The organism is Klebsiella sp. CN_Kp073, from assembly GCF_040065495.2.
Taxonomy (GTDB): Bacteria; Pseudomonadota; Gammaproteobacteria; order Enterobacterales; family Enterobacteriaceae; genus Klebsiella; species Klebsiella aerogenes.
In genome coordinates this window covers 5,036,483-5,060,065 of record NZ_CM198051.1, presented here as the reverse complement: position 1 = coordinate 5,060,065, position 23,583 = coordinate 5,036,483, and the positions used below count along the sequence as shown (strand labels likewise).

15 protein-coding genes, 6 tRNA genes, 3 rRNA genes and 1 riboswitch are annotated in these 23,583 nt (G+C 53.8%); of the genes, 20 read left to right on the top strand and 4 right to left on the bottom strand.

Going from position 1 to position 23,583, the window contains the following annotated elements; translation table 11 throughout:
* Positions 1-13: 13 nt before the first annotated feature.
* The gene (gene argE, locus ABLV66_RS24305; protein ID WP_015368914.1) at positions 14-1,165 is read right to left on the bottom strand and encodes an acetylornithine deacetylase; all 1,152 of its coding nucleotides are present in this window, start codon (positions 1,163-1,165) and stop codon (positions 14-16) included.
* Between the two features lie 113 nt (positions 1,166-1,278).
* Between argE and argC the strand changes: the two genes are divergently transcribed.
* From argC to oxyR, 4 genes are all read left to right on the top strand, one after another.
* On the top strand, positions 1,279-2,283 hold the full coding sequence (argC, locus tag ABLV66_RS24300; protein WP_348876275.1) for an N-acetyl-gamma-glutamyl-phosphate reductase: 1,005 nt from the start codon (positions 1,279-1,281) through the stop codon (positions 2,281-2,283).
* A gap of 9 nt (positions 2,284-2,292) precedes the next feature.
* Complete coding sequence (gene argB, locus ABLV66_RS24295) at positions 2,293-3,069, top strand: acetylglutamate kinase (RefSeq protein WP_015368912.1); 777 nt, start codon at positions 2,293-2,295, stop codon at positions 3,067-3,069.
* A gap of 101 nt (positions 3,070-3,170) precedes the next feature.
* On the top strand, positions 3,171-4,544 hold the full coding sequence (gene argH / locus ABLV66_RS24290) for an argininosuccinate lyase (RefSeq protein WP_015368911.1): 1,374 nt from the start codon (positions 3,171-3,173) through the stop codon (positions 4,542-4,544).
* Between the two features lie 250 nt (positions 4,545-4,794).
* Entirely contained in the window at positions 4,795-5,712 is a 918-nt protein-coding gene (gene oxyR / locus ABLV66_RS24285; protein ID WP_047047259.1) for a DNA-binding transcriptional regulator OxyR, read from the top strand.
* On the opposite strand, the gene sthA is transcribed toward oxyR, so the two are convergent.
* On the bottom strand, positions 5,695-7,095 hold the full coding sequence (gene sthA / locus ABLV66_RS24280; protein ID WP_015368908.1) for a Si-specific NAD(P)(+) transhydrogenase: 1,401 nt from the start codon (positions 7,093-7,095) through the stop codon (positions 5,695-5,697). The two genes, oxyR and sthA, sit on opposite strands and share 18 nt — an antisense overlap.
* Positions 7,096-7,291: 196 nt before the next feature.
* Between sthA and fabR the strand changes: the two genes are divergently transcribed.
* Positions 7,292-7,927: an HTH-type transcriptional repressor FabR gene (fabR, locus tag ABLV66_RS24275; RefSeq protein WP_015368907.1), complete on the top strand. Its 636-nt coding sequence runs from the start codon at positions 7,292-7,294 to the stop codon at positions 7,925-7,927.
* A gap of 15 nt (positions 7,928-7,942) precedes the next feature.
* Positions 7,943-8,302 carry a YijD family membrane protein gene (locus ABLV66_RS24270; RefSeq protein WP_045395329.1) on the top strand — a complete coding sequence of 120 codons (360 nt, stop codon included), beginning with the start codon at positions 7,943-7,945 and terminating at the stop codon, positions 8,300-8,302.
* A 52-nt stretch (positions 8,303-8,354) separates the two neighbouring features.
* On the opposite strand, the gene trmA is transcribed toward ABLV66_RS24270, so the two are convergent.
* On the bottom strand, positions 8,355-9,455 hold the full coding sequence (gene trmA, locus ABLV66_RS24265; RefSeq protein ID WP_020077583.1) for a tRNA (uridine(54)-C5)-methyltransferase TrmA: 1,101 nt from the start codon (positions 9,453-9,455) through the stop codon (positions 8,355-8,357).
* A gap of 115 nt (positions 9,456-9,570) precedes the next feature.
* Positions 9,571-9,758, top strand: a riboswitch (cobalamin riboswitch).
* Between the two features lie 65 nt (positions 9,759-9,823).
* On the opposite strand from trmA, the gene btuB reads away from it, so the two are divergent.
* From btuB to birA, 9 genes are all read left to right on the top strand, one after another.
* On the top strand, positions 9,824-11,671 hold the full coding sequence (gene btuB / locus ABLV66_RS24260) for a TonB-dependent vitamin B12 receptor BtuB (RefSeq protein ID WP_015368904.1): 1,848 nt from the start codon (positions 9,824-9,826) through the stop codon (positions 11,669-11,671).
* Positions 11,616-12,467: a glutamate racemase gene (gene murI, locus ABLV66_RS24255; protein WP_015703959.1), complete on the top strand. Its 852-nt coding sequence runs from the start codon at positions 11,616-11,618 to the stop codon at positions 12,465-12,467. The genes btuB and murI overlap by 56 nt, the downstream gene beginning before the upstream one ends.
* 377 nt (positions 12,468-12,844) lie before the next feature.
* A 16S ribosomal RNA gene (locus ABLV66_RS24250) occupies positions 12,845-14,384 on the top strand.
* Positions 14,385-14,455: 71 nt separating this feature from the next.
* Positions 14,456-14,532, top strand: a tRNA-Ile gene (locus tag ABLV66_RS24245).
* 106 nt (positions 14,533-14,638) lie between these two features.
* Positions 14,639-14,714: transfer RNA gene (locus ABLV66_RS24240), tRNA-Ala, on the top strand.
* Between the two features lie 170 nt (positions 14,715-14,884).
* Positions 14,885-17,789: ribosomal RNA gene (locus ABLV66_RS24235) — 23S ribosomal RNA — on the top strand.
* Positions 17,790-17,884: 95 nt separating this feature from the next.
* Positions 17,885-18,000, top strand: a 5S ribosomal RNA gene (gene rrf, locus ABLV66_RS24230).
* The 16S, 23S and 5S rRNA genes sit together here with 2 tRNA genes alongside, the layout of an rRNA operon.
* 268 nt (positions 18,001-18,268) lie before the next feature.
* Complete coding sequence (murB, locus tag ABLV66_RS24225) at positions 18,269-19,297, top strand: UDP-N-acetylmuramate dehydrogenase (RefSeq protein WP_045398341.1); 1,029 nt, start codon at positions 18,269-18,271, stop codon at positions 19,295-19,297.
* A complete protein-coding gene (gene birA, locus ABLV66_RS24220) occupies positions 19,294-20,256 on the top strand; it encodes a bifunctional biotin--[acetyl-CoA-carboxylase] ligase/biotin operon repressor BirA (RefSeq protein ID WP_045398335.1) in 963 nt (320 codons plus the stop codon). Before murB ends, birA begins: the two co-directional genes overlap by 4 nt.
* Positions 20,257-20,282: 26 nt before the next feature.
* Here birA and coaA read toward each other — a convergent pair whose 3' ends face one another.
* Positions 20,283-21,233, bottom strand: a complete 951-nt coding sequence (gene coaA, locus ABLV66_RS24215; protein WP_045398338.1) for a type I pantothenate kinase — start codon at positions 21,231-21,233, stop codon at positions 20,283-20,285.
* A 430-nt stretch (positions 21,234-21,663) separates the two neighbouring features.
* Between coaA and ABLV66_RS24210 the strand changes: the two genes are divergently transcribed.
* From ABLV66_RS24210 to tuf, 5 genes are all read left to right on the top strand, one after another.
* A tRNA-Thr gene (locus ABLV66_RS24210) sits at positions 21,664-21,739 on the top strand.
* Positions 21,740-21,749: 10 nt separating this feature from the next.
* Positions 21,750-21,834 (top strand) — tRNA-Tyr (locus ABLV66_RS24205).
* A gap of 115 nt (positions 21,835-21,949) precedes the next feature.
* Positions 21,950-22,024: transfer RNA gene (locus ABLV66_RS24200), tRNA-Gly, on the top strand.
* Positions 22,025-22,029: 5 nt separating this feature from the next.
* Positions 22,030-22,105 (top strand) — tRNA-Thr (locus ABLV66_RS24195).
* A 115-nt stretch (positions 22,106-22,220) separates the two neighbouring features.
* Positions 22,221-23,405, top strand: coding sequence for an elongation factor Tu (tuf, locus tag ABLV66_RS24190; protein ID WP_015368828.1), 1,185 nt, complete (start codon positions 22,221-22,223; stop codon positions 23,403-23,405).
* The last annotated feature ends 178 nt before the right edge of the window (positions 23,406-23,583 follow it).

Genomic DNA, 23,583 nt, shown 5'->3' with positions numbered 1-23,583 from the left:
AAAACGGCGGCAATTAATGCCAGCAGAAGTGATGGACAACCTGGGTGATGAGCTCGCGAGTTGGCTTAATAAACCGCGTCTCCAGATATTCATCCGGCTGGTGGGCCTGGTTGATGGAGCCCGGTCCTAACACCAGCGTAGGGCACAGCGTCTGGATAAACGGCGCTTCGGTGCAGTAGTTCACCACTTCGGTCTGCGCGCCGAGCAGTTTTTCAACCACTTCGACCAGCTTGTGGTCCGGCGGGCATTCATAGCCTGGGATCGGCGGATGCAGCTCAGAGACCGTCAGACGCCCCGGCCAGCGCTCGCTAACCGGCGCCAGCGCTTCATCCAGCAGACCGTTCAGGTCGTTAAGCGTCATACCCGGCAATGGACGAATATCCATGTGCAGCTCGCAGCAGGCGCAGATGCGGTTGGATGCATCGCCGCCGTGAATGGCGCCCAGGTTGAGCGTCGGATAAGGCACGGTGAAGGCGGCGTAGTGGTAACGCTCTTTTAAGTCATCGCGCAGTTGCATGATGCGGCCAATCGCATCGTGCATCAGTTCGATAGCGTTCACGCCGCGCGCCGGGTCGCTGGAGTGGCCGGACTGGCCCAGTACGCGTACCGCTGTTGAAATGTGGCCTTTATGCGCCCGCACCGGCTGCAGCGAGGTCGGCTCGCCGATGATGGCGCAGTCCGGGCGCAGCTGTGTGGTTTCAGCGAAATAGCGCGCGCCCGCCATGCTGGTTTCTTCGTCAGCGGTGGCCAGAATATACAGCGGTTTTTTCAATTTACTGACGTCAACGTCGCGCAGGGCATCGAGGATAAACGCGAAGAAGCCTTTCATATCGGCCGTGCCGAGGCCGTAGAGTTTGTTGTCGTGCTCGGTAAGCGTAAACGGGTCGCGAGTCCAGCGACCATCGTCGAAAGGCACGGTATCGGTATGCCCGGCGAGCAGCAGGCCGCCAGCGCCGTGGCCGGTACTGGCCAACATATTGAATTTATTACGCGTCTCAGGTACTGGCTGGATCTCGACGTTAAAGCCCAGATCGCGGAACCAGCCGCCGAGTAAATTGATTAAAGACTCATTGCTTTGATCCAGCGCTTCTTCGGTCGCGCTGATGGAGGGTGTGGCGATCAATGCGCGGTAAATCTCGATAAAGGGCGGTAAATTGTTTTTCATTGTTGACACACCTCTGGTCATGATAGTATCAATATTCATGCAGTATTTGTGAATAAAAATACAATATCGTTGAGCGCAATAAAACCCATCGAATGTAAGGAGATGCTCTTCCAATGCTAAATACGCTGATCGTGGGAGCTAGCGGCTATGCCGGCGCAGAGCTGGTGGCCTATGTAAATCGCCACCCTCATATGAACATAACCGCTTTGACCGTCTCCGCGCAAAGCAATGATGCTGGAAAGTTAATTTCCGATATACATCCGCAACTGAAAGGTATTGTCGACCTGCCGCTGCAGGCGATGTCCGATATCAGCGAATTTAGCGCCGGCGCGGATGTGGTGTTCCTCGCCACCGCGCATGAAGTCAGCCACGATCTGGCGCCGCAGTTTTTGGCCGCGGGCTGCGTGGTGTTCGATTTATCCGGTGCGTTTCGCGTCAACGATGGGGCGTTCTACGAAAAATACTACGGTTTCACGCATCAGCATCCGGACCTGCTCAAACAGGCGGTCTACGGTCTGGCCGAGTGGAACGTCGAAGCATTGAAAGAGGCGAATTTGATCGCGGTGCCTGGCTGCTACCCGACAGCGGCGCAGCTGGCGTTAAAACCGCTGATCGATGCCGGTCTGTTGGATCTGAAGCAATGGCCGGTGATCAACGCCACCAGCGGCGTTAGCGGCGCCGGGCGTAAGGCGGCGATGAGCAATAGCTTCTGCGAAGTCAGCCTGCAGCCGTACGGCGTTTTCAATCATCGCCATCATCCGGAAATTTCTACCCATCTGGGCGCAGAGGTGATCTTCACTCCCCATTTGGGCAATTTTAAACGCGGTATTCTGGAAACCATTACCTGCCGCCTGAAGCCGGGCGTCAGTAAAGATCAGGTGGCTGAGGTCTTCCAGCAGGCCTATGCCAATAAGCCGTTGGTCCGTTTATACGATAAAGGCGTACCGGCGCTGAAAAATGTGGTTGGGCTGCCATTCTGTGATATCGGTTTTGCCGTCCAGGATGAACATATTATCGTCGTGGCCGCAGAAGATAACCTGCTGAAAGGCGCGGCAGCGCAGGCCGTGCAGTGCGCTAACATTCGTTTCGGCTTCGCTGAGACGCAGTCTTTAATTTAAGGTGTGATGATGAACAATCCATTGATTATCAAACTTGGCGGCGTGTTATTGGATAGCGAAGAAGCGCTGGAACGTCTGTTTACCGCCTTGGTGCACTACCGCGAAACACACCAGCGTCCGCTGGTTATCGTCCACGGCGGCGGCTGCGTGGTGGATGAGCTGATGAAACAGCTTAATCTGCCGGTGAAAAAGAAAAATGGCCTGCGCGTAACGCCTGCCGATCAGATTGACATTATTACCGGCGCGCTGGCGGGAACCGCCAACAAAACGCTGCTGGCATGGGCGAAAAAGCATGGTCTTTCCTCGGTAGGGCTGTTCCTTGGCGATGGCGATAGCGTGAAGGTGACTCAGTTGGATGAAGAACTGGGCCACGTTGGTAAAGCGCAGGCAGGCTCGCCGACGCTTATCAATACGCTGCTGGCGGGCGGCTACCTGCCTGTGGTGAGCTCGATTGGCGTCACCGACGAAGGACAGCTGATGAACGTCAACGCCGATCAGGCGGCGACGGCGCTGGCGGCGACGCTGGGCGCGGATCTTATCCTGCTGTCCGATGTGAGCGGCATTCTCGACGGCAAAGGTCAGCGGATTGCGGAAATGACCGCCTCCAGGGCCGAGCAACTGATTGAACAGGGCATCATTACCGACGGTATGATTGTGAAAGTAAACGCGGCGCTGGACGCGGCGCGCGAGCTGGGTCGCCCGGTGGATATCGCCTCCTGGCGTCATGCCGAGCAGCTGCCGGCATTATTTAACGGTACGCCGATCGGTACGCGTATTTTGGCTTAAGATTGAATGCCCGGCGGCGCGTTGCTTGCCGGGGCAACAAGACCGTAGGCCGGGTAAGCGCAGCGCGGCCCGGCAGAACTCACGAATAAAGGAAGCATGTTATGGCACTTTGGGGCGGGCGTTTTACACAGGCAGCAGACCAGCGGTTCAAACAATTCAACGACTCTTTACGCTTTGACTATCGTCTGGCGGAACAGGATATCGTGGGATCCGTCGCCTGGTCCAAAGCGCTGGTAACCGTAGGCGTACTGACCGCCGATGAGCAGCTGCAGCTGGAAGAGGCGCTGAACGTTCTGCTGGAAGAGGTACGCGCCAACCCGCAGCAAATCCTTGAAAGCGATGCCGAAGATATCCATAGCTGGGTCGAAGGAAAACTGATCGATAAAGTCGGCCAGTTGGGCAAAAAACTACACACCGGACGCAGCCGTAACGACCAGGTCGCCACCGATCTCAAGCTGTGGTGTAAAGAGACCGTCACCGAGTTGCTGTCCGCGACCCGCCAACTGCAAAGCGCGCTGGTGGAAACCGCTGGCAACAATCAGGATGCGGTGATGCCGGGTTATACCCATCTGCAGCGCGCGCAACCAGTGACTTTTGCGCACTGGTGTCTGGCCTACGTTGAAATGCTGGCCCGTGATGAAAGCCGTTTGCAGGACGCGCTCAAGCGCCTTGATGTCAGCCCGCTGGGCTGCGGCGCGCTGGCGGGAACCGCTTATGAAATCGACCGTGAGCAGCTGGCCGGTTGGTTGGGTTTCGCATCAGCGACCCGTAACAGCCTCGATAGCGTCTCCGATCGCGATCACGTGCTGGAGCTGCTTTCCGATGCCTCAATCGGCATGGTGCACCTGTCGCGTTTTGCCGAAGATCTGATTTTCTTCAATACCGGCGAAGCGGGTTTTGTTGAACTGTCTGACCGCGTTACTTCCGGTTCGTCGCTGATGCCGCAGAAGAAAAACCCGGATGCGCTGGAACTGATCCGCGGTAAATGCGGCCGCGTGCAGGGTGCGCTGACCGGCATGATGATGACCCTGAAAGGGCTACCGTTGGCCTACAACAAAGATATGCAGGAAGACAAAGAAGGGCTGTTCGATGCGCTGGACACCTGGCTCGACTGCCTGCACATGGCGGCGCTGGTACTGGACGGTATTCAGGTGAAACGTCCGCGCTGTGCGGAAGCGGCGCAGCAGGGCTACGCCAACGCTACCGAGCTGGCGGATTACCTGGTGGCAAAAGGCGTTCCGTTCCGCGAAGCGCACCATATCGTCGGTGAAGCGGTGGTTGAAGCGATTGCTCAGGGCAAAGCGTTGGAAGATTTGCCATTAAGCGACCTGCAAAAGTTCAGCAGCGTTATCGGCGATGACGTCTACCCGATCCTGTCGTTGCAGTCCTGCCTTGATAAACGTGCGGCCAAAGGCGGCGTTTCGCCGCAGCAGGTGGCGCAGGCGATTGCCGACGCCAGACAGCGCCTGGTGTAAGAGATTGCGCGCGAGTGAATGAGCCTGGGTAACTCCCGGGCTTTTTTACGCAAAAAAAAGCGGACACAAGGTCCGCAAAAGTTCACGTTGGCTTTAGTTGTTCGGGTAGGGAAACTGTGAGGCGACTCAATGATTTTCAGATGTTCTCCTCGTTTCTGTGGTTATTATTGAACAGAAAACTTGATAGGGATAATCGTTCGTTGCTATTCTATCTATCGCCATGGACTATCGTGGCGATGGAGGATGAATAATGAATATTCGCGATCTTGAATACCTGGTAGCGCTGGCTGAACATCGCCACTTCCGACGTGCGGCAGATTCCTGCCACGTCAGTCAGCCCACGCTCAGCGGACAAATTCGCAAGCTGGAAGATGAACTTGGGGTGATGTTACTGGAGCGCACCAGCCGTAAGGTTCTGTTCACTCAGGCGGGTTTGCTGCTGGTGGATCAGGCGCGTACCGTGCTACGCGAAGTAAAAGTGCTCAAGGAGATGGCAAGCCAGCAAGGGGAAACCATGTCCGGGCCGCTGCATATCGGCCTGATCCCGACGGTGGGGCCATATTTGCTGCCGCACATAATCCCGATGCTGCATCAGACTTTCCCGAAGCTGGAAATGTATCTGCATGAGGCGCAAACCCATCAGCTGCTGGCGCAGCTCGATAGCGGTAAGCTCGACTGCGCGATCCTCGCGCTGGTCAAAGAGAGTGAAGCCTTTATCGAAGTGCCGCTGTTCGATGAGCCGATGATGCTGGCTATCTACGAAGACCATCCGTGGGCGGAGCGCGATCGCGTGCCGATGTCGGATTTGGCCGGTGAAAAGCTGCTGATGTTGGAAGACGGACACTGTCTGCGCGACCAGGCGATGGGCTTCTGCTTTGAAGCGGGGGCGGATGAAGATACCCACTTCCGGGCGACCAGCCTTGAAACGCTGCGCAACATGGTTGCCGCCGGAAGTGGTATTACGCTGCTGCCGGCGCTGGCGGTACCGCAGGAGAGAAAACGCGATGGCGTGGTCTATATTCCGTGCATTAAGCCGGAACCAAGACGCACCATCGGGCTGGTTTATCGTCCTGGTTCGCCGCTGCGTAGCCGCTATGAGCATCTGGCGGAGGCCATCCGTAGTACTATGGATGGCCACTTCGATAAGGCGTTAAAAGAGGCGGTTTAAGCCGTTTAACGCCGCTACCCGATAGGCTTCGGCCATGGTCGGGTAGTTAAAGGTGGTGTTAACGAAGTACTCAATGGTGTTACCGCCACCTTTCTGCTCCATAATCGCCTGGCCGATATGAATAATTTCGGCCGCGCGCTCGCCAAAACAGTGGATACCGAGGATCTCTTTCGTCTCGCGATGGAACAGAATCTTCAGCGTACCTACGCTCATACCGACGATTTGCGCCCGCGCCAGATGTTTAAACTGCGCGCGACCGACCTCATAAGGCACCTTCATGGCGGTTAGCTGCTGCTCGGTTTTACCCACTGAGCTGATTTCCGGAATGGTGTAGATCCCGGTCGGGATATCTTCAATCAGATGCGCGGAGGCTTCGCCTTTGATCAGCGCCTGCGCGGCGATGCGCCCCTGATCGTAAGCCGCTGATGCCAGGCTCGGATAACCGATAACGTCGCCGACGGCATAGATGTGCGGCAGAGCAGTCTGATACATGCTGTTCACTTTCAGCTGGCCGCGGCTGTCGGTTTGCAGACCGATATTTTCCAGCGCCAGGGTGTCGGTGTTACCGGTACGGCCGTTGGCGTACAGCAGGCAGTCAGCTTTCAGCTTCTTACCGGATTTCAGATGCATGATCACGCCATCATCGACGCCTTCGATTTTCTCGTACTCTTCGTTGTGGCGGATAACCACGCCGCTGTTCCAGAAGTGATAGGAGAGCGAATCGGACATCTCCTGATCGAGGAACGCCAGTAGACGATCGCGGGTGTTGATCAGATCGACCTTAACTTCCATACCGCGGAAGATCGATGCGTACTCGCAGCCGATCACCCCGGCGCCGTAAATGATCACGTGGCGCGGTTCGTGGTGCAGGCTAAGAATGGAATCGCTGTCGTAAATGCGCGGGTGGTGGAAATCGACGTCGGCCGGATGATACGGGCGCGAGCCGCAGGCGATAACGAATTTCTCGGCGGTGACCGTTTCTACGGTGCCATCGTGACACTCCAGCGCCAGCGTGTGCTCATCAACAAAGTGGGCGTTGCCCTGCAGAATTTCGCAGTGGTTGCGCTCATAGAAACCCTGACGCATATGGGTTTGCTGGTTAATGACGCTGTCGGCATGGTTGAGGATGTCGGCGAAGGAAGAACGGAGAAGACGGGAATGGTCGCTGTAGAGGGGGTTTTGGTTAAACTCGATAATACGGCTGACGGCATGGCGAAGCGCTTTTGACGGGATGGTTCCCCAGTGGGTACAACCACCGCCGACGTTATGGTAGCGCTCGATAACGGCAACACGCGCTCCCTGTTTCACCAGTCCCATAGCGGCACCTTCGCCGCCAGGACCGGAACCAATCACTATTGCATCATAATCCCAAGAGTGTGACATGGCATTACTCACCTGTTTTATACACAAAATAAACACGATGATAACATTTGGCGAGCTTTAACCCAATTATCGTTGTGCTTTTTTGCGGCATAAAAGCAGAAACGGCTCATAAACAATCATTCACAATCCAGTACAAACCGATTAGTTTTAATCTCTGGTATAGTGCCGACAGGGCTATTGGAAGGATTCATACATCGTGATGGGCGTAAGAGCACAACAAAAAGAAAAAACCCGCCGCTCGCTGGTGGAAGCGGCATTTAGCCAACTTAGCGCTGAGCGAAGCTTTGCCAGCCTGAGCTTGCGCGAGGTTGCGCGGGAAGCAGGGATCGCGCCGACGTCCTTTTATCGTCATTTTCGCGATGTCGATGAGTTAGGCCTGACGATGGTAGACGAAAGCGGGCTAATGCTGCGCCAGCTGATGCGCCAGGCGCGCCAGCGCATTGCCAAAGGCGGCAGCGTGATCCGCACCTCCGTCTCTACCTTTATGGAGTTTATTGGTAACAACCCGAACGCCTTTCGCCTGCTGTTGCGTGAGCGTTCTGGCACATCCGCGGCGTTTCGAGCCGCTGTAGCGCGCGAGATCCAGCATTTCATCGCGGAACTTGCCGACTATTTAGAACTCGAAAATCATATGCCGCGCGCCTTTACCGAAGCGCAGGCTGAAGCTATGGTCACCATCGTATTCAACGCCGGTGCGGAAGCGCTGGACGTCAGTCCGGAACAGCGCCGACAGCTGGAAGAGCGGCTGGTACTGCAGCTCAGAATGATTTCAAAAGGCGCGTATTACTGGTATCGCCGTGAACAAGAAAAAATGTCACATCATTCCGAATAACGTGAAGGACGAGCAATGAAACACTCAGTTCAAGATAAAGGTACGCTACTGCTGGCGCTGATCGCGGGTCTGTCCATTAATGGCACCTTCGCCGCGCTGTTCAGCTCAATCGTTCCCTTTTCCATCTTCCCGGTTCTGTCGCTGCTGCTGACGGTGTACTGCCTGCACCAGCGCTATCAGAACCGCAGTATGCCGGTCGGGCTGCCGGGGCTTTCCGCCGCCTGTTTTATTCTCGGCGTATTGCTGTATAGCACCGTGGTGCGCGCAGAATATCCGGATATCGGCTCTAACTTCTTCCCGGCCGTACTGTCCGTCGTGATGGTGTTCTGGATCGGTTACAAGATGCGCAACCGCAAAGATACCGCGGCGGAGTAATCCGCCAGGCAATAACCCGGCAACATTGCGTTCGCCGGGTTTTTTTATGCGTTTATTTCTTCGTTAACAGCACGCCGCATTCCATATGGTGGGTATACGGGAACTGATCGAATAGCGCCAGGCGGGTGACATTGTGCGTCTGGCTGAGGGTTTCCAGGTTCTGGCACAGTGTTTCCGGGTTGCAGGAGATATACAGAATTCGCGGATAGGCCTGAACCATTTTTTCGGTCTCGCTATCCAGCCCGCTGCGCGGCGGATCGACAAAAATGGTTTCGCACTGATAGCTTTGCAGATCGATACCCTGTAGACGGTTAAACTCTCGCACGCCGTTCATCGCCTGAGTAAACTCTTCTGCCGCCATGCGGATAATCTGCACGTTATCGATATGGTTGGCGGCAATATTGTATTGCGCGGAGGCGACTGACGGTTTAGCGATTTCCGTCGCCAGCACGCGATCGAAGTTACGCGCCAGCGCCAGCGAGAAGTTGCCGTTGCCGCAGTAGAGCTCCAGCAGATCGCCGGTGGAGCCTTTGGTGACGTCCAGCGCCCACTCCAGCATCTGAATATTCATCGCCGCGTTTGGCTGGGTAAAGCTGTTTTCTACCTGACGATAAATCATTTCGCGCCCGCCAACCGGTAGACGTTCATCGACATAATCCCTATCGAGCTCGATTTTGGTTTTAGTGGCGCGGCCAATCAGCTGCACGTTGAGATTTTGCGCGCGCAGGGCATCGCGCAGCGCTTCCGCGTGCTGGCGCCATTCGTCGTCGAGCTTCTTGTGATAGAGCAGCGAGACGATGGCCTGGTTGCTCATGGTCGTCAGATAATCAATCTGGAAAAGCTTATGGCGCAGGACCGGGTTATGGCGCACGCCGTCGAGCATCGCCGGCATCAGCTGGTTGATGAGCTCGCTGGCGGCCGGGAAGGTATCGACGCGAATACGCGACTTGGTCTGCTGATCGAAGATGATGTGATAGAGGTCGTCGCCGTCGTGCCACAGGCGAAATTCAGCGCGCATCCGGTAGTGGCTGACCGGCGAACGAAATACCTCCGGAACCGGCGCGGCAAAAGGGGCCATCATTTTCTGCAAACGGACGACTTTTTCTGCCAGTTGCGCTTCGTATTGCTCGGTAGGGAGGTGTTCGGGGGTCATGATGCATCCTGAATAAAATAAGTACGCGGGGATTGTAGGGAAAGCATTGGGGATGTCCAGTCCTGGTTGCGGATGAAATATCGTTATAGCAGTCTGGACATCTATATGTTTCTAATTGTAGCATCTTGCAACCGGTCCTCTGAGTTAATAGGGAATCCAGTGCGAATCTGGAGCTGACGCGCAGCGGTAAGGAAAGGCGAGAAATAAGCGCACTCGGTGCAGACACTGCGGTTAGCCGTGGGAAGTCATTATTTCTTGAAACCGCCTCCAAGCCCGAAGACCTGCCGGATACGTCGCATTTGGTTTCTATCATCGCGAGCTACTGATAGAGCCGGCGGCATCCTCTCTATATTATGGATGCTTTTACAATGATTAAAAAAGCTTCGCTGATGACGGCTTTATCCGTCACGGCATTTTCCGGCTGGGCGCAGGACAGCAATTCAAATACGTTAGTGGTGACGGCAAACCGTGTGGCGCAACCTATCGAGACCGTGCTGGCGCCGGTGAGCGTGGTGACGCGGCAGGATATCGATCGCTGGCAGTCAACCTCTCTCACCGATGTGATGCGCCGCCTGCCGGGCGTGGACATCGCGCAAAACGGCGGCATGGGGCAGCAGAGCTCTCTTTTCGTACGCGGTACCAACTCCAGCCATGTCTTAATCCTGGTGGATGGCGTACGTCTGAATCAGGCGGGCGTCAGCGGCTCTTCTGACTTAAGCCAGTTCCCTATCGCTCTGGTACAGCGCATTGAGTACGTTCGCGGCCCGCGCTCGGCGGTCTACGGTTCAGACGCGATTGGCGGGGTGGTGAACATTATTACCACTCGCGACCAGGACGGCACCACGCTCAATGCCGGCGTGGGTTCAAATGGCTACCAGAACTACGGCGGCAGCACGCAGCAGACTTTCGGCGGTCATACCCGCGTCACCCTGGCGGGCGACTATACCTATACCAAAGGCTTTGATGTTGTCGCGGAAGGCAATACCGGCGGCGTTCGCCAGCCGGATCGCGATGGCTTTATGAGCAAAACGATCTACGGCGCGCTGGAGCATAGCTTCTCCAATGAGTGGAGCGGCTTTGTGCGCGGATATGGTTATGACAACCGGACGGCCTATGATGGCTCTCCTTATGGCGGCGTATTAGTCGACACTCGCCAGCTGTATAGCCAGACCTGGGATGCCGGCCTGCGTTTTAATCAGGATATCTTCCACTCGCAGCTGACTTCCAGCTATAGCCACAGCAAGGACTACAATTACGATCCGCGACTGGGGCGCTATGACACCTCGGCGACGCTGGATGAAGTGAAACAGTACAACGTGCAGTGGGCGAACACGGTCGATGTTGGCCACGGCAACGTGGGCGCCGGAATCGACTGGCAGAAACAAACCACCGAGCCTGGCACGAACTATGTGACCGATGGCTATGAAATCCGTAATACCGGCCTGTTTATCACCGGCTTGCAAAAGTTGGGCGATTTCACCCTGGAAGGGGCGGCGCGTAGCGATGATAACTCGCAGTTTGGCCAGCACGGTACCTGGCAGAGCAGCGCCGCGTGGGAGTTTATCGACGGCTACCGCTTTATCGCCTCTTATGGCACCGCCTACAAAGCGCCGAATCTCGGCCAGCTGTACGGCTTCTATGGTAATCAGAATCTCGACCCGGAAGAGAGCAAGCAGTGGGAAGGGGCCTTTGAAGGCCTGACGTCTGGGGTGACATGGCGGCTGTCCGGATATCGTAACGACATCGACAATCTGATCGACTACGACTCGCAGCTGATGAAATATTACAACGTCGGCAAGGCGCGTATTAAAGGTATTGAAGCGACGGCGTCGTTTGATACCGGGCCGCTGGCGCACAGCATCAGCTATGACTATGTCGATGCGCGTGATGCGAAAACCAACGAGCTGCTGGTGCGCCGGGCAAAACAGCAGGTGAAATACCAGCTGGACTGGCAGGTTTATGATTTCGACTGGGGTGTGACCTATCACTATCTTGGCACCCGTTATGACAACACTTACGACCCGGTAACCTATGCGCCTGAGAGCGTTAAGTTGGGCGGCGTAAGCTTGTGGGATCTCGCAGTTTCGTATCCAGTCACCTCACATCTCACAGTTCGTGGTAAAATAGCCAACCTGTTCGATAAAGATTACGAGACAGTATATGGCTACCAAACTGCAGGACGGGAATACACCTTGTCTGGCAGCTACACCTTCTGATCCACGTCCCACCGTGCTGGTGTTTGATTCCGGCGTCGGTGGGTTGTCGGTATATAACGAGATTCGGCAGCTGCTGCCGGATCTACATTACATTTATGCTTTCGATAACGTTGCTTTCCCGTATGGCGAGAAGAGCGAAGAGTTTATCGTTGAGCGTGTTGTTGAGATCGTGACTGCCGTTCAGCAACGCTATCCTCTGGCGCTGGCGGTCATCGCCTGTAATACCGCCAGTACCGTTTCCCTGCCAGCCCTACGTGAAAAGTTCGCTTTCCCGGTGGTCGGCGTGGTGCCGGCAATTAAGCCTGCCGCGCGCTTAACGGCAAACGGCATTGTTGGCCTGCTGGCGACGCGCGGTACCGTCAAGCGTCCTTATACTCGTGAACTCATTGACCGCTTTGCCAATGAGTGCCGCATCGAAATGCTGGGTTCCGCTGAGCTGGTGGAACTGGCAGAGGCGAAGCTGCACGGCGAAGCGGTACCGTTAGAAGAGCTGCGTCGAATTCTGCGCCCGTGGCTACGGATGCAGGAACCGCCCGATACGGTCGTATTAGGTTGTACGCACTTCCCACTACTGGCGGAAGAACTGCAACAGGTTATGCCGGAAGGAACGCGGTTTATCGATTCCGGCGCGGCGATTGCTCGACGCACCGCCTGGCTGCTGGAGCATGAAGCGCCGGATGCCAAATCGAATGATGCCAATAAGGCTTTTTGCATGGCGATTACCCCGGATACTGAACAGCTTTTACCCGTTTTACAGCGTTACGGCTTTGAAACGCTGGAAAAACTACCGCTTTAAAGGCGTTTTGCGCAAAAAAAAGACGGTTGAAAAGTTTTTTGAAAACAGGGCTTGTCAACGTCTCAGAACTCCCTATAATGCGCCTCCACTGACACGGAACAACGGCAAACAAGCCGCCGGGTCAGCGGGGTTCCGGTGAGAACCTCGCGGAGAAAAGCAAAATAAATGCTTGACTCTGAGGCGGGAAAGCGTAATATGCACACCCCGCGCCGCAGCGAAAAACGAAGCGGCACTGCTCTTTAACAATTTATCAGACAATCTGTGTGGGCACTCAAAGTGACATGGATTCTTAACGTCCTCGGACGAAAAATGAATACCAAGTCTCTGAGTGAACATACGTAATTCATTACGAAGTTTAATTCACGAGCATCAAACTTAAATTGAAGAGTTTGATCATGGCTCAGATTGAACGCTGGCGGCAGGCCTAACACATGCAAGTCGAGCGGTAGCACAGAGAGCTTGCTCTCGGGTGACGAGCGGCGGACGGGTGAGTAATGTCTGGGAAACTGCCTGATGGAGGGGGATAACTACTGGAAACGGTAGCTAATACCGCATAACGTCGCAAGACCAAAGTGGGGGACCTTCGGGCCTCATGCCATCAGATGTGCCCAGATGGGATTAGCTAGTAGGTGGGGTAATGGCTCACCTAGGCGACGATCCCTAGCTGGTCTGAGAGGATGACCAGCCACACTGGAACTGAGACACGGTCCAGACTCCTACGGGAGGCAGCAGTGGGGAATATTGCACAATGGGCGCAAGCCTGATGCAGCCATGCCGCGTGTATGAAGAAGGCCTTCGGGTTGTAAAGTACTTTCAGCGAGGAGGAAGGCATTAAGGTTAATAACCTTAGTGATTGACGTTACTCGCAGAAGAAGCACCGGCTAACTCCGTGCCAGCAGCCGCGGTAATACGGAGGGTGCAAGCGTTAATCGGAATTACTGGGCGTAAAGCGCACGCAGGCGGTCTGTCAAGTCGGATGTGAAATCCCCGGGCTCAACCTGGGAACTGCATTCGAAACTGGCAGGCTAGAGTCTTGTAGAGGGGGGTAGAATTCCAGGTGTAGCGGTGAAATGCGTAGAGATCTGGAGGAATACCGGTGGCGAAGGCGGCCCCCTGGACAAAGACTGACGCTCAGGTGCGAAAGCGTGGGGAGCAAACAGGATTAGATACCCTGGTAGTCCACGCCGTAAACGATGTCGACTTGGAGGTTGTGCCCTTGAGGCGTGGCTTCCGGAGCTAACGCGTTAAGTCGACCGCCTGGGGAGTACGGCCGCAAGGTTAAAACTCAAATGAATTGACGGGGGCCCGCACAAGCGGTGGAGCATGTGGTTTAATTCGATGCAACGCGAAGAACCTTACCTACTCTTGACATCCAGAGAACTTAGCAGAGATGCTTTGGTGCCTTCGGGAACTCTGAGACAGGTGCTGCATGGCTGTCGTCAGCTCGTGTTGTGAAATGTTGGGTTAAGTCCCGCAACGAGCGCAACCCTTATCCTTTGTTGCCAGCGGTCCGGCCGGGAACTCAAAGGAGACTGCCAGTGATAAACTGGAGGAAGGTGGGGATGACGTCAAGTCATCATGGCCCTTACGAGTAGGGCTACACACGTGCTACAATGGCATATACAAAGAGAAGCGACCTCGCGAGAGCAAGCGGACCTCATAAAGTATGTCGTAGTCCGGATTGGAGTCTGCAACTCGACTCCATGAAGTCGGAATCGCTAGTAATCGTAGATCAGAATGCTACGGTGAATACGTTCCCGGGCCTTGTACACACCGCCCGTCACACCATGGGAGTGGGTTGCAAAAGAAGTAGGTAGCTTAACCTTCGGGAGGGCGCTTACCACTTTGTGATTCATGACTGGGGTGAAGTCGTAACAAGGTAACCGTAGGGGAACCTGCGGTTGGATCACCTCCTTACCTTAAAGAACCTGCCTTTGTAGTGCTCACACAGATTGTCTGATGAAAATACAGCAGTAAGTAATCTCTGCAGGCTTGTAGCTCAGGTGGTTAGAGCGCACCCCTGATAAGGGTGAGGTCGGTGGTTCAAGTCCACTCAGGCCTACCAAATTCGCTCTCGTGCTTTGTTGTGGCAAAGCTCGCATACTTCAGTATGCTTCGCTTCACCACGCCGCGCCCGAAAACGAATTAAGGTTAAAAGAGATTCATTCGATGGGGCTATAGCTCAGCTGGGAGAGCGCCTGCTTTGCACGCAGGAGGTCTGCGGTTCGATCCCGCATAGCTCCACCATTCTTACTGCAAAAACAAGAAAACTTCAGAGTGTACCTGAAAAAGGTTCACTGCGAAGTTTTGCTCTTTAAAAATCTGGATCAAGCTGAAAATTGAAACGACACACAGTTAATGTGTGTTCGAGTCTCTCAAATTTTCGCAATCAGAAGTGAAACATCTTCGGGTTGTGAGGTTAAGCGACTAAGCGTACACGGTGGATGCCCTGGCAGTCAGAGGCGATGAAGGACGTGCTAATCTGCGAAAAGCGTCGGTAAGGTGATATGAACCGTTATAGCCGGCGATGTCCGAATGGGGAAACCCAGTGTGATTCGTCACACTATCGTTAACTGAATACATAGGTTAACGAGGCGAACCGGGGGAACTGAAACATCTAAGTACCCCGAGGAAAAGAAATCAACCGAGATTCCCCCAGTAGCGGCGAGCGAACGGGGAGCAGCCCAGAGTCTGAATCAGCTTGTGTGTTAGTGGAACGGTCTGGAAAGTCCGACGGTACAGGGTGATAGTCCCGTACACCAAAATGCACAGGCTGTGAACTCGAAGAGTAGGGCGGGACACGTGGTATCCTGTCTGAATATGGGGGGACCATCCTCCAAGGCTAAATACTCCTGACTGACCGATAGTGAACCAGTACCGTGAGGGAAAGGCGAAAAGAACCCCGGCGAGGGGAGTGAAAAAGAACCTGAAACCGTGTACGTACAAGCAGTGGGAGCACCTTTATGGTGTGACTGCGTACCTTTTGTATAATGGGTCAGCGACTTATATTCTGTAGCAAGGTTAACCGTATAGGGGAGCCGCAGGGAAACCGAGTCTTAACTGGGCGTTAAGTTGCAGGGTATAGACCCGAAACCCGGTGATCTAGCCATGGGCAGGTTGAAGGTTGGGTAACACTAACTGGAGGACCGAACCGACTAATGTTGAAAAATTAGCGGATGACTTGTGGCTGGGGGTGAAAGGCCAATCAAACCGGGAGATAGCTGGTTCTCCCCGAAAGCTATTTAGGTAGCGCCTCGTGAATTCATCTTCGGGGGTAGAGCACTGTTTCGGCTAGGGGGTCATCCCGACTTACCAACCCGATGCAAACTACGAATACCGAAGAATGTTATCACGGGAGACACACGGCGGGTGCTAACGTCCGTCGTGAAGAGGGAAACAACCCAGACCGCCAGCTAAGGTCCCAAAGTCACAGTTAAGTGGGAAACGATGTGGGAAGGCACAGACAGCCAGGATGTTGGCTTAGAAGCAGCCATCATTTAAAGAAAGCGTAATAGCTCACTGGTCGAGTCGGCCTGCGCGGAAGATGTAACGGGGCTAAACTGTGCACCGAAGCTGCGGCAGCGACACTATGTGTTGTTGGGTAGGGGAGCGTTCTGTAAGCCTGCGAAGGTGACCTGTGAGGGTTGCTGGAGGTATCAGAAGTGCGAATGCTGACATAAGTAACGATAATGCGGGTGAAAAGCCCGCACGCCGGAAGACCAAGGGTTCCTGTCCAACGTTAATCGGGGCAGGGTGAGTCGACCCCTAAGGCGAGGCCGAAAGGCGTAGTCGATGGGAAACAGGTTAATATTCCTGTACTTGGTGTTACTGCGAAGGGGGGACGGAGAAGGCTATGTTAGCCGGGCGACGGTTGTCCCGGTTTAAGCATGTAGGCGGAGGTTCCAGGTAAATCCGGTACCTTTTAACGCTGAGGTGTGATGACGAGGCACTACGGTGCTGAAGTAACAAATGCCCTGCTTCCAGGAAAAGCCTCTAAGCATCAGGTAACATCAAATCGTACCCCAAACCGACACAGGTGGTCAGGTAGAGAATACCAAGGCGCTTGAGAGAACTCGGGTGAAGGAACTAGGCAAAATGGTGCCGTAACTTCGGGAGAAGGCACGCTGATATGTAGGTGAAGCCCCTGCGGGTGGAGCTGAAATCAGTCGAAGATACCAGCTGGCTGCAACTGTTTATTAAAAACACAGCACTGTGCAAACACGAAAGTGGACGTATACGGTGTGACGCCTGCCCGGTGCCGGAAGGTTAATTGATGGGGTTATCCGTAAGGAGAAGCTCTTGATCGAAGCCCCGGTAAACGGCGGCCGTAACTATAACGGTCCTAAGGTAGCGAAATTCCTTGTCGGGTAAGTTCCGACCTGCACGAATGGCGTAATGATGGCCAGGCTGTCTCCACCCGAGACTCAGTGAAATTGAACTCGCTGTGAAGATGCAGTGTACCCGCGGCAAGACGGAAAGACCCCGTGAACCTTTACTATAGCTTGACACTGAACATTGAGCCTTGATGTGTAGGATAGGTGGGAGGCTTTGAAGCGTGGACGCCAGTCTGCGTGGAGCCAACCTTGAAATACCACCCTTTAATGTTTGATGTTCTAACGTTGGCCCCTAATCGGGGTTGCGGACAGTGTCTGGTGGGTAGTTTGACTGGGGCGGTCTCCTCCCAAAGAGTAACGGAGGAGCACGAAGGTTAGCTAATCCTGGTCGGACATCAGGAGGTTAGTGCAATGGCATAAGCTAGCTTGACTGCGAGCGTGACGGCGCGAGCAGGTGCGAAAGCAGGTCATAGTGATCCGGTGGTTCTGAATGGAAGGGCCATCGCTCAACGGATAAAAGGTACTCCGGGGATAACAGGCTGATACCGCCCAAGAGTTCATATCGACGGCGGTGTTTGGCACCTCGATGTCGGCTCATCACATCCTGGGGCTGAAGTAGGTCCCAAGGGTATGGCTGTTCGCCATTTAAAGTGGTACGCGAGCTGGGTTTAGAACGTCGTGAGACAGTTCGGTCCCTATCTGCCGTGGGCGCTGGAGAATTGAGGGGGGCTGCTCCTAGTACGAGAGGACCGGAGTGGACGCATCACTGGTGTTCGGGTTGTCATGCCAATGGCATTGCCCGGTAGCTAAATGCGGAAGAGATAAGTGCTGAAAGCATCTAAGCACGAAACTTGCCCCGAGATGAGTTCTCCCTGAGACTTTAAGTCTCCTGAAGGAACGTTAAAGACGATGACGTTGATAGGTCGGGTGTGTAAGCGTAGCGATACGTTGAGCTAACCGATACTAATGAACCGTGAGGCTTAACCTTACAACGCCGAAGATGTTTTGGCGATTTGAGACGATTTTCAGCGTGATACAGATTAATCAGTGCGTCGTAATGACGGGCTGGTAAAACAGAATTTGCCTGGCGGCGATAGCGCGGTGGTCCCACCTGACCCCATGCCGAACTCAGAAGTGAAACGCCGTAGCGCCGATGGTAGTGTGGGGTCTCCCCATGTGAGAGTAGGGAACTGCCAGGCATCAAACAAGAAGAACCCCGTACCGGAAGGTGCGGGGTTTTTTGCTGTGTGGCGTATAGCTCCCCCGGTGGCGCTGCGCTTACCGGGGCTACCAACCCGTAGCCCGGAAAAGGTGCGCAGCACCGCCTCCGGGGAAACATCCTCCCTGCCAGCGCCATTCATTAACGCCCATCATGAGTAGAACCCGGCCCTGAACCGGTATTATTCAGGCAAGCCTTCCCTCGCTATATACGGTAAACTAATGCTGATTTTGCATCAGGAAGCCACTATGAACCTCTCCCTCAAACCCTGGAATACCTTTGGCATTAACCATTCTGCCAAAGCAATTGTACTTGCTGAAAATGAACAACAGTTGCTGGCTGCCTGGCAAGCCGCCGCTGCAGAACACCAACCTTGTCTGATCCTTGGAGAAGGAAGCAACGTGCTGTTCCTGAAAGACTATTCCGGCACGGTGATCATCAACCGCATCATGGGGATCGAGGTAAGCGAAACGTCTGAAGCCTGGCGTTTGCACGTTGGCGCCGGCGAAAACTGGCATCAACTGGTGCAATTTGCGCTGGAAAATGGCATGCCTGGGCTGGAAAACCTGGCCTTAATTCCTGGCTGCGCGGGGTCTTCACCAATTCAAAATATTGGTGCCTATGGCGTCGAACTGCAGCGAGTATGTGAATACGTAGACTGTATCGAACTCGAAACAGGTCGCAAGCAGCGCCTTTCTACCGCACAGTGCCGTTTCGGCTATCGTGACAGTATTTTCAAACATGAATATCAGGATCGTTACGCGATAGTGGCTGTTGGGCTATGGCTGAAAAAAGCGTGGCAGCCTGTCCTGACCTACGGGGATTTAACCCGTCTCGATGCGCAAACTGTTACCCCCCGCCAGGTGTTTGATGCGGTTTGCCATATGCGTATGACCAAGTTACCGGATCCGAAAGTAAATGGTAATGCCGGCAGCTTCTTTAAGAACCCGGTCGTCAGCGCTCAGGTTGCTCAGGAATTGCTGGCTGCATTCCCTGGCGCGCCACATTATCCACAGGCTGACGGCAGCGTTAAATTGGCGGCCGGTTGGCTTATCGATCAGTGCCAGCTAAAAGGTAAAACTATCGGCGGGGCGGCAGTTCACCGTCAGCAGGCGTTGGTGCTGATCAACGATAACCAGGCGACCAGCGATGATGTCGTAGGGTTAGCCCACTATGTCCGCCAGCAGGTTGGCGAGAAATTTAACGTTTGGCTACAGCCTGAAGTGCGCTTCATCGGAGAGCAGGGTGAAGTGAACGCGGAAGAGGTGATTGCATGAAAGACAATACCGTACCCCTGACGCTTATCTCTATTCTGGCGGATGGCGAGTTTCACTCTGGCGAACAGCTCGGCGAACGCCTGGGGATGAGCCGCGCTGCAATTAACAAGCATATGCAGACGCTCCGCGACTGGGGTGTTGATGTGTTTACCGTACCAGGGAAGGGCTATAGCCTCCCTGAGCCGATTGAATTGCTGGATGAGCAAAAGATTGCCGGCCAGATTGAACAAGGTCGTATTACCGTGCTGCCGGTGATTGACTCCACCAACCAGTATTTGCTGGATCGTCTGGACGAACTGGAGTCAGGTGATGCCTGTGTCGCTGAATATCAGCAGGCTGGTCGTGGCCGCCGCGGGCGTAAGTGGTTCTCACCGTTTGGGGCCAATCTTTATCTCTCCATGTACTGGCGTCTGGAGCAAGGCCCCGCAGCTGCGATTGGTTTGAGCCTGGTCATCGGTATTGTGATTGCAGAAGTACTGCAGAGCCTGGGGGCGGATAACGTTCGGGTCAAATGGCCGAATGATATTTATCTGCAGGACCGCAAGTTGTCCGGTATCCTGGTAGAACTGACAGGCAAAACCGGTGATGCCGCGCAGATCGTCAGCGGTGCTGGTATCAATCTCGTGATGCGCCGGGTTGAGTCTGATGTTGTCAATCAGGGGTGGATCAGCTTACAGGAGGCGGGAGTCTTCATTGACCGTAACACCCTGACGGCGCGTCTGGTGAAAGCATTACGTAGCGGTTTGCAACTATTCGAGCAGGAAGGTTTAACACCTTACCTGCCACGCTGGGAAAAACTGGATAACTTTATTAATCGGCCGGTGAAGCTGATTATTGGCGATAAGGAAATATTTGGTATTTCTCGCGGAATTGATGCACAAGGGGCATTATTACTCGAGCAGGATGGGGTAATTAAACCATGGGTTGGGGGCGAGATATCGCTGCGTAGCGCAGAATAAACAGAAGGGAGCTTGCGCTCCCTTTTTTATTTCCGTAGGCGAACTTGATCGACCGAGTGATTTGCGCTCTTCGTCATAATCAAGCTGGCACGCTCTCTGGTTGGTAATATATTTTCTTTTAAGTTCAGTAGGTTGATCTCATTCCATAATGAAGTGGCAATATTAACCGCTTCGTCTTTTGAAAGTTTGGCGTAATTATGGAAATAAGAATCCGGATCGGTAAAAGCTCCTTCACGGAATTTCAGGAAGCGATTGATATACCAGTTCTTTAATAAGTCTTCCGGCGCATCGACGTAAATAGAGAAATCGACAAAGTCAGAAACAAATACATGATGGGGATCGTGTGGATAATCCATTCCGCTCTGCAGAACGTTCAAACCTTCCAGAATAAGAATATCCGGTTGAGCAACGGTTTTATCGCCATCAGGAATAACATCATAAATCAGATGGGAATAGACCGGCGCGGTTGCGCTGGGTACGCCAGATTTCAGATCAGAAACAAACTTCACCAGCCGATGCATATCATACGACTGCGGGAAGCCCTTTTTCTTCATCAGGCCGCGTTCCTTTAACACCGAGTTAGGATGTAAGAAGCCATCGGTAGTAATCAGTTCTACATGGCGATGTTCAGGCCAGCGGCTAAGCAGCGCCTGTAAAACACGCGCTGTTGTACTTTTACCAACCGCAACACTACCTGCAATACTGATGATGTAAGGGATACGCTGGCCGTTGGTACCAAGGAATTGTTCAAGCACCGCCTGGCGACGCAGGTTGGAACTGATATAGAAATTGAGCAAACGTGACAGCGGCAAATAGATCTCGGCGACTTCTTCCAGCGAAAGATCTTCGTTGATGCCTTTTAACCGCGCGATTTCTTCCTCTGTCAGCGTCATCGGAACGGAATCACGAAGTGCAGCCCATTGGTTGCGGTTAAATTGTAGATAGGGTGTCATTAACGTCTGCTCTTTTTTGCTCATAAGCATGTTCTTACTATCACCGAAAAAGAGGTAGCGGTGATGCTTCACACTAGTTAATCAGGACAATGGGCAGGAGGGTAACACCAGAATGCCGGGAATAATAAGAAAAAAACTCATCGAAGGGCGCTTTCTCATAGCAGCATCACAAGTGATGAATAAGTAGAAAGAGGGGAGAAAGCGAGTCTGCTATCTTTGCAGGTTAGCGATCGCGCCTGCCACCAGGATTTCCAGGTGAAAAAACCGTCATTCTTGTATCTGACAGGCGCAGCGAAACAAATTCTGCGTTGAGGAATGCGCTTTTTTTGCACTCCATTGTTTGAAATTACACCGTTTTTTCACGTAAGAGCACAAAATGTGAGCAAGAGAACGTTTTATGCAAATTTTTAGTTGCATGAACTCGCAGGTCTCCCTAGAATGCGCGCTACTTGATGCCGACTTAGCTCAGTAGGTAGAGCAACTGACTTGTAATCAGTAGGTCACCAGTTCGATTCCGGTAGTCGGCACCATAACAATTTGGGTGGGGTTCCCGAGCGGCCAAAGGGAGCAGACTGTAAATCTGCCGTCATCGACTTCGAAGGTTCGAATCCTTCCCCCACCACCACTTTCGGGCGACGCTTTGCGTAGCCGGAGTTGGTTGGGTAAACTAATCAGCTCAACATTAAAGAGAGCAATCTCTTTTTTGTTACAGAAAGAACTGGGTAGCCGAGTTTCAGGATGCGGGCATCGTATAATGGCTATTACCTCAGCCTTCCAAGCTGATGATGCGGGTTCGATTCCCGCTGCCCGCTCCAGACGTGCTGATATGGCTCAGTTGGTAGAGCGCACCCTTGGTAAGGGTGAGGTCCCCAGTTCGACTCTGGGTATCAGCACCACTTCTTTATCTCTCCTTCCCTGTTTCTCTCTGTTTATTGCATTCAACAAGTCGGGCATGTTGCCTGGTTGATGTGGTGATATCACCGATTTATCCGTGTCTTAGAGGGACAATCGATGTCTAAAGAAAAGTTTGAACGTACAAAACCGCACGTTAACGTCGGTACTATCGGCCACGTTGACCATGGTAAAACAACGCTGACCGCTGCAATCACTACCGTACTGGCTAAAACCTACGGCGGTGCTGCTCGCGCATTCGACCAGATCGATAACGCGCCGGAAGAAAAAGCTCGTGGTATCACCATCAACACTTCCCACGTTGAATATGACACCCCGACTCGCCACTACGCGCACGTAGACTGCCCGGGCCACGCCGACTATGTTAAAAACATGATCACCGGTGCTGCTCAGATGGACGGCGCGATCCTGGTTGTTGCTGCGACTGACGGCCCGATGCCGCAGACTCGTGAGCACATCCTGCTGGGTCGTCAGGTAGGCGTTCCGTACATCATCGTGTTCCTGAACAAATGCGACATGGTTGATGACGAAGAGCTGCTGGAACTGGTTGAGATGGAAGTTCGTGAACTGCTGTCTCAGTACGATTTCCCGGGCGACGACACTCCGATCGTTCGTGGTTCTGCTCTGAAAGCGCTGGAAGGCGATGCAGAGTGGGAAGCGAAAATCATCGAACTGGCTGGCTTCCTGGATTCTTACATCCCGGAACCAGAGCGTGCGATTGACAAGCCGTTCCTGCTGCCGATCGAAGACGTATTCTCCATCTCCGGTCGTGGTACCGTTGTTACCGGTCGTGTAGAGCGCGGTATCATCAAAGTTGGTGAAGAAGTTGAAATCGTTGGTATCAAAGACACCGCGAAAACCACCTGTACTGGCGTTGAAATGTTCCGCAAACTGCTGGACGAAGGCCGTGCTGGTGAGAACGTAGGCGTTCTGCTGCGTGGTATCAAACGTGAAGAAATCGAACGTGGTCAGGTACTGGCTAAGCCGGGCAGCATCAAGCCGCACACCAAGTTCGAATCTGAAGTGTACATCCTGTCCAAAGATGAAGGCGGCCGTCATACTCCGTTCTTCAAAGGCTACCGTCCGCAGTTCTACTTCCGTACTACTGACGTGACTGGTACCATCGAACTGCCGGAAGGCGTAGAGATGGTAATGCCGGGCGACAACATCAAAATGGTTGTTACCCTGATCCACCCGATCGCGATGGACGACGGTCTGCGTTTCGCAATCCGTGAAGGCGGCCGTACCGTTGGCGCGGGCGTGGTTGCTAAAGTTCTCGGCTAATCGCTGATAACATTTGACGCAATGCGCAATAAAAGGGCATCATTTGATGCCCTTTTTGCACGCTTTCACACCAGAACCTGGCTCATCAGTGATTTTTTTTGTCATAATCATTGCTGAGACAGGCTCTGAAGAGGGCGTAAAGTCCGAAACGCAGCAGAGCATTTCGGTTTGGTCGCCT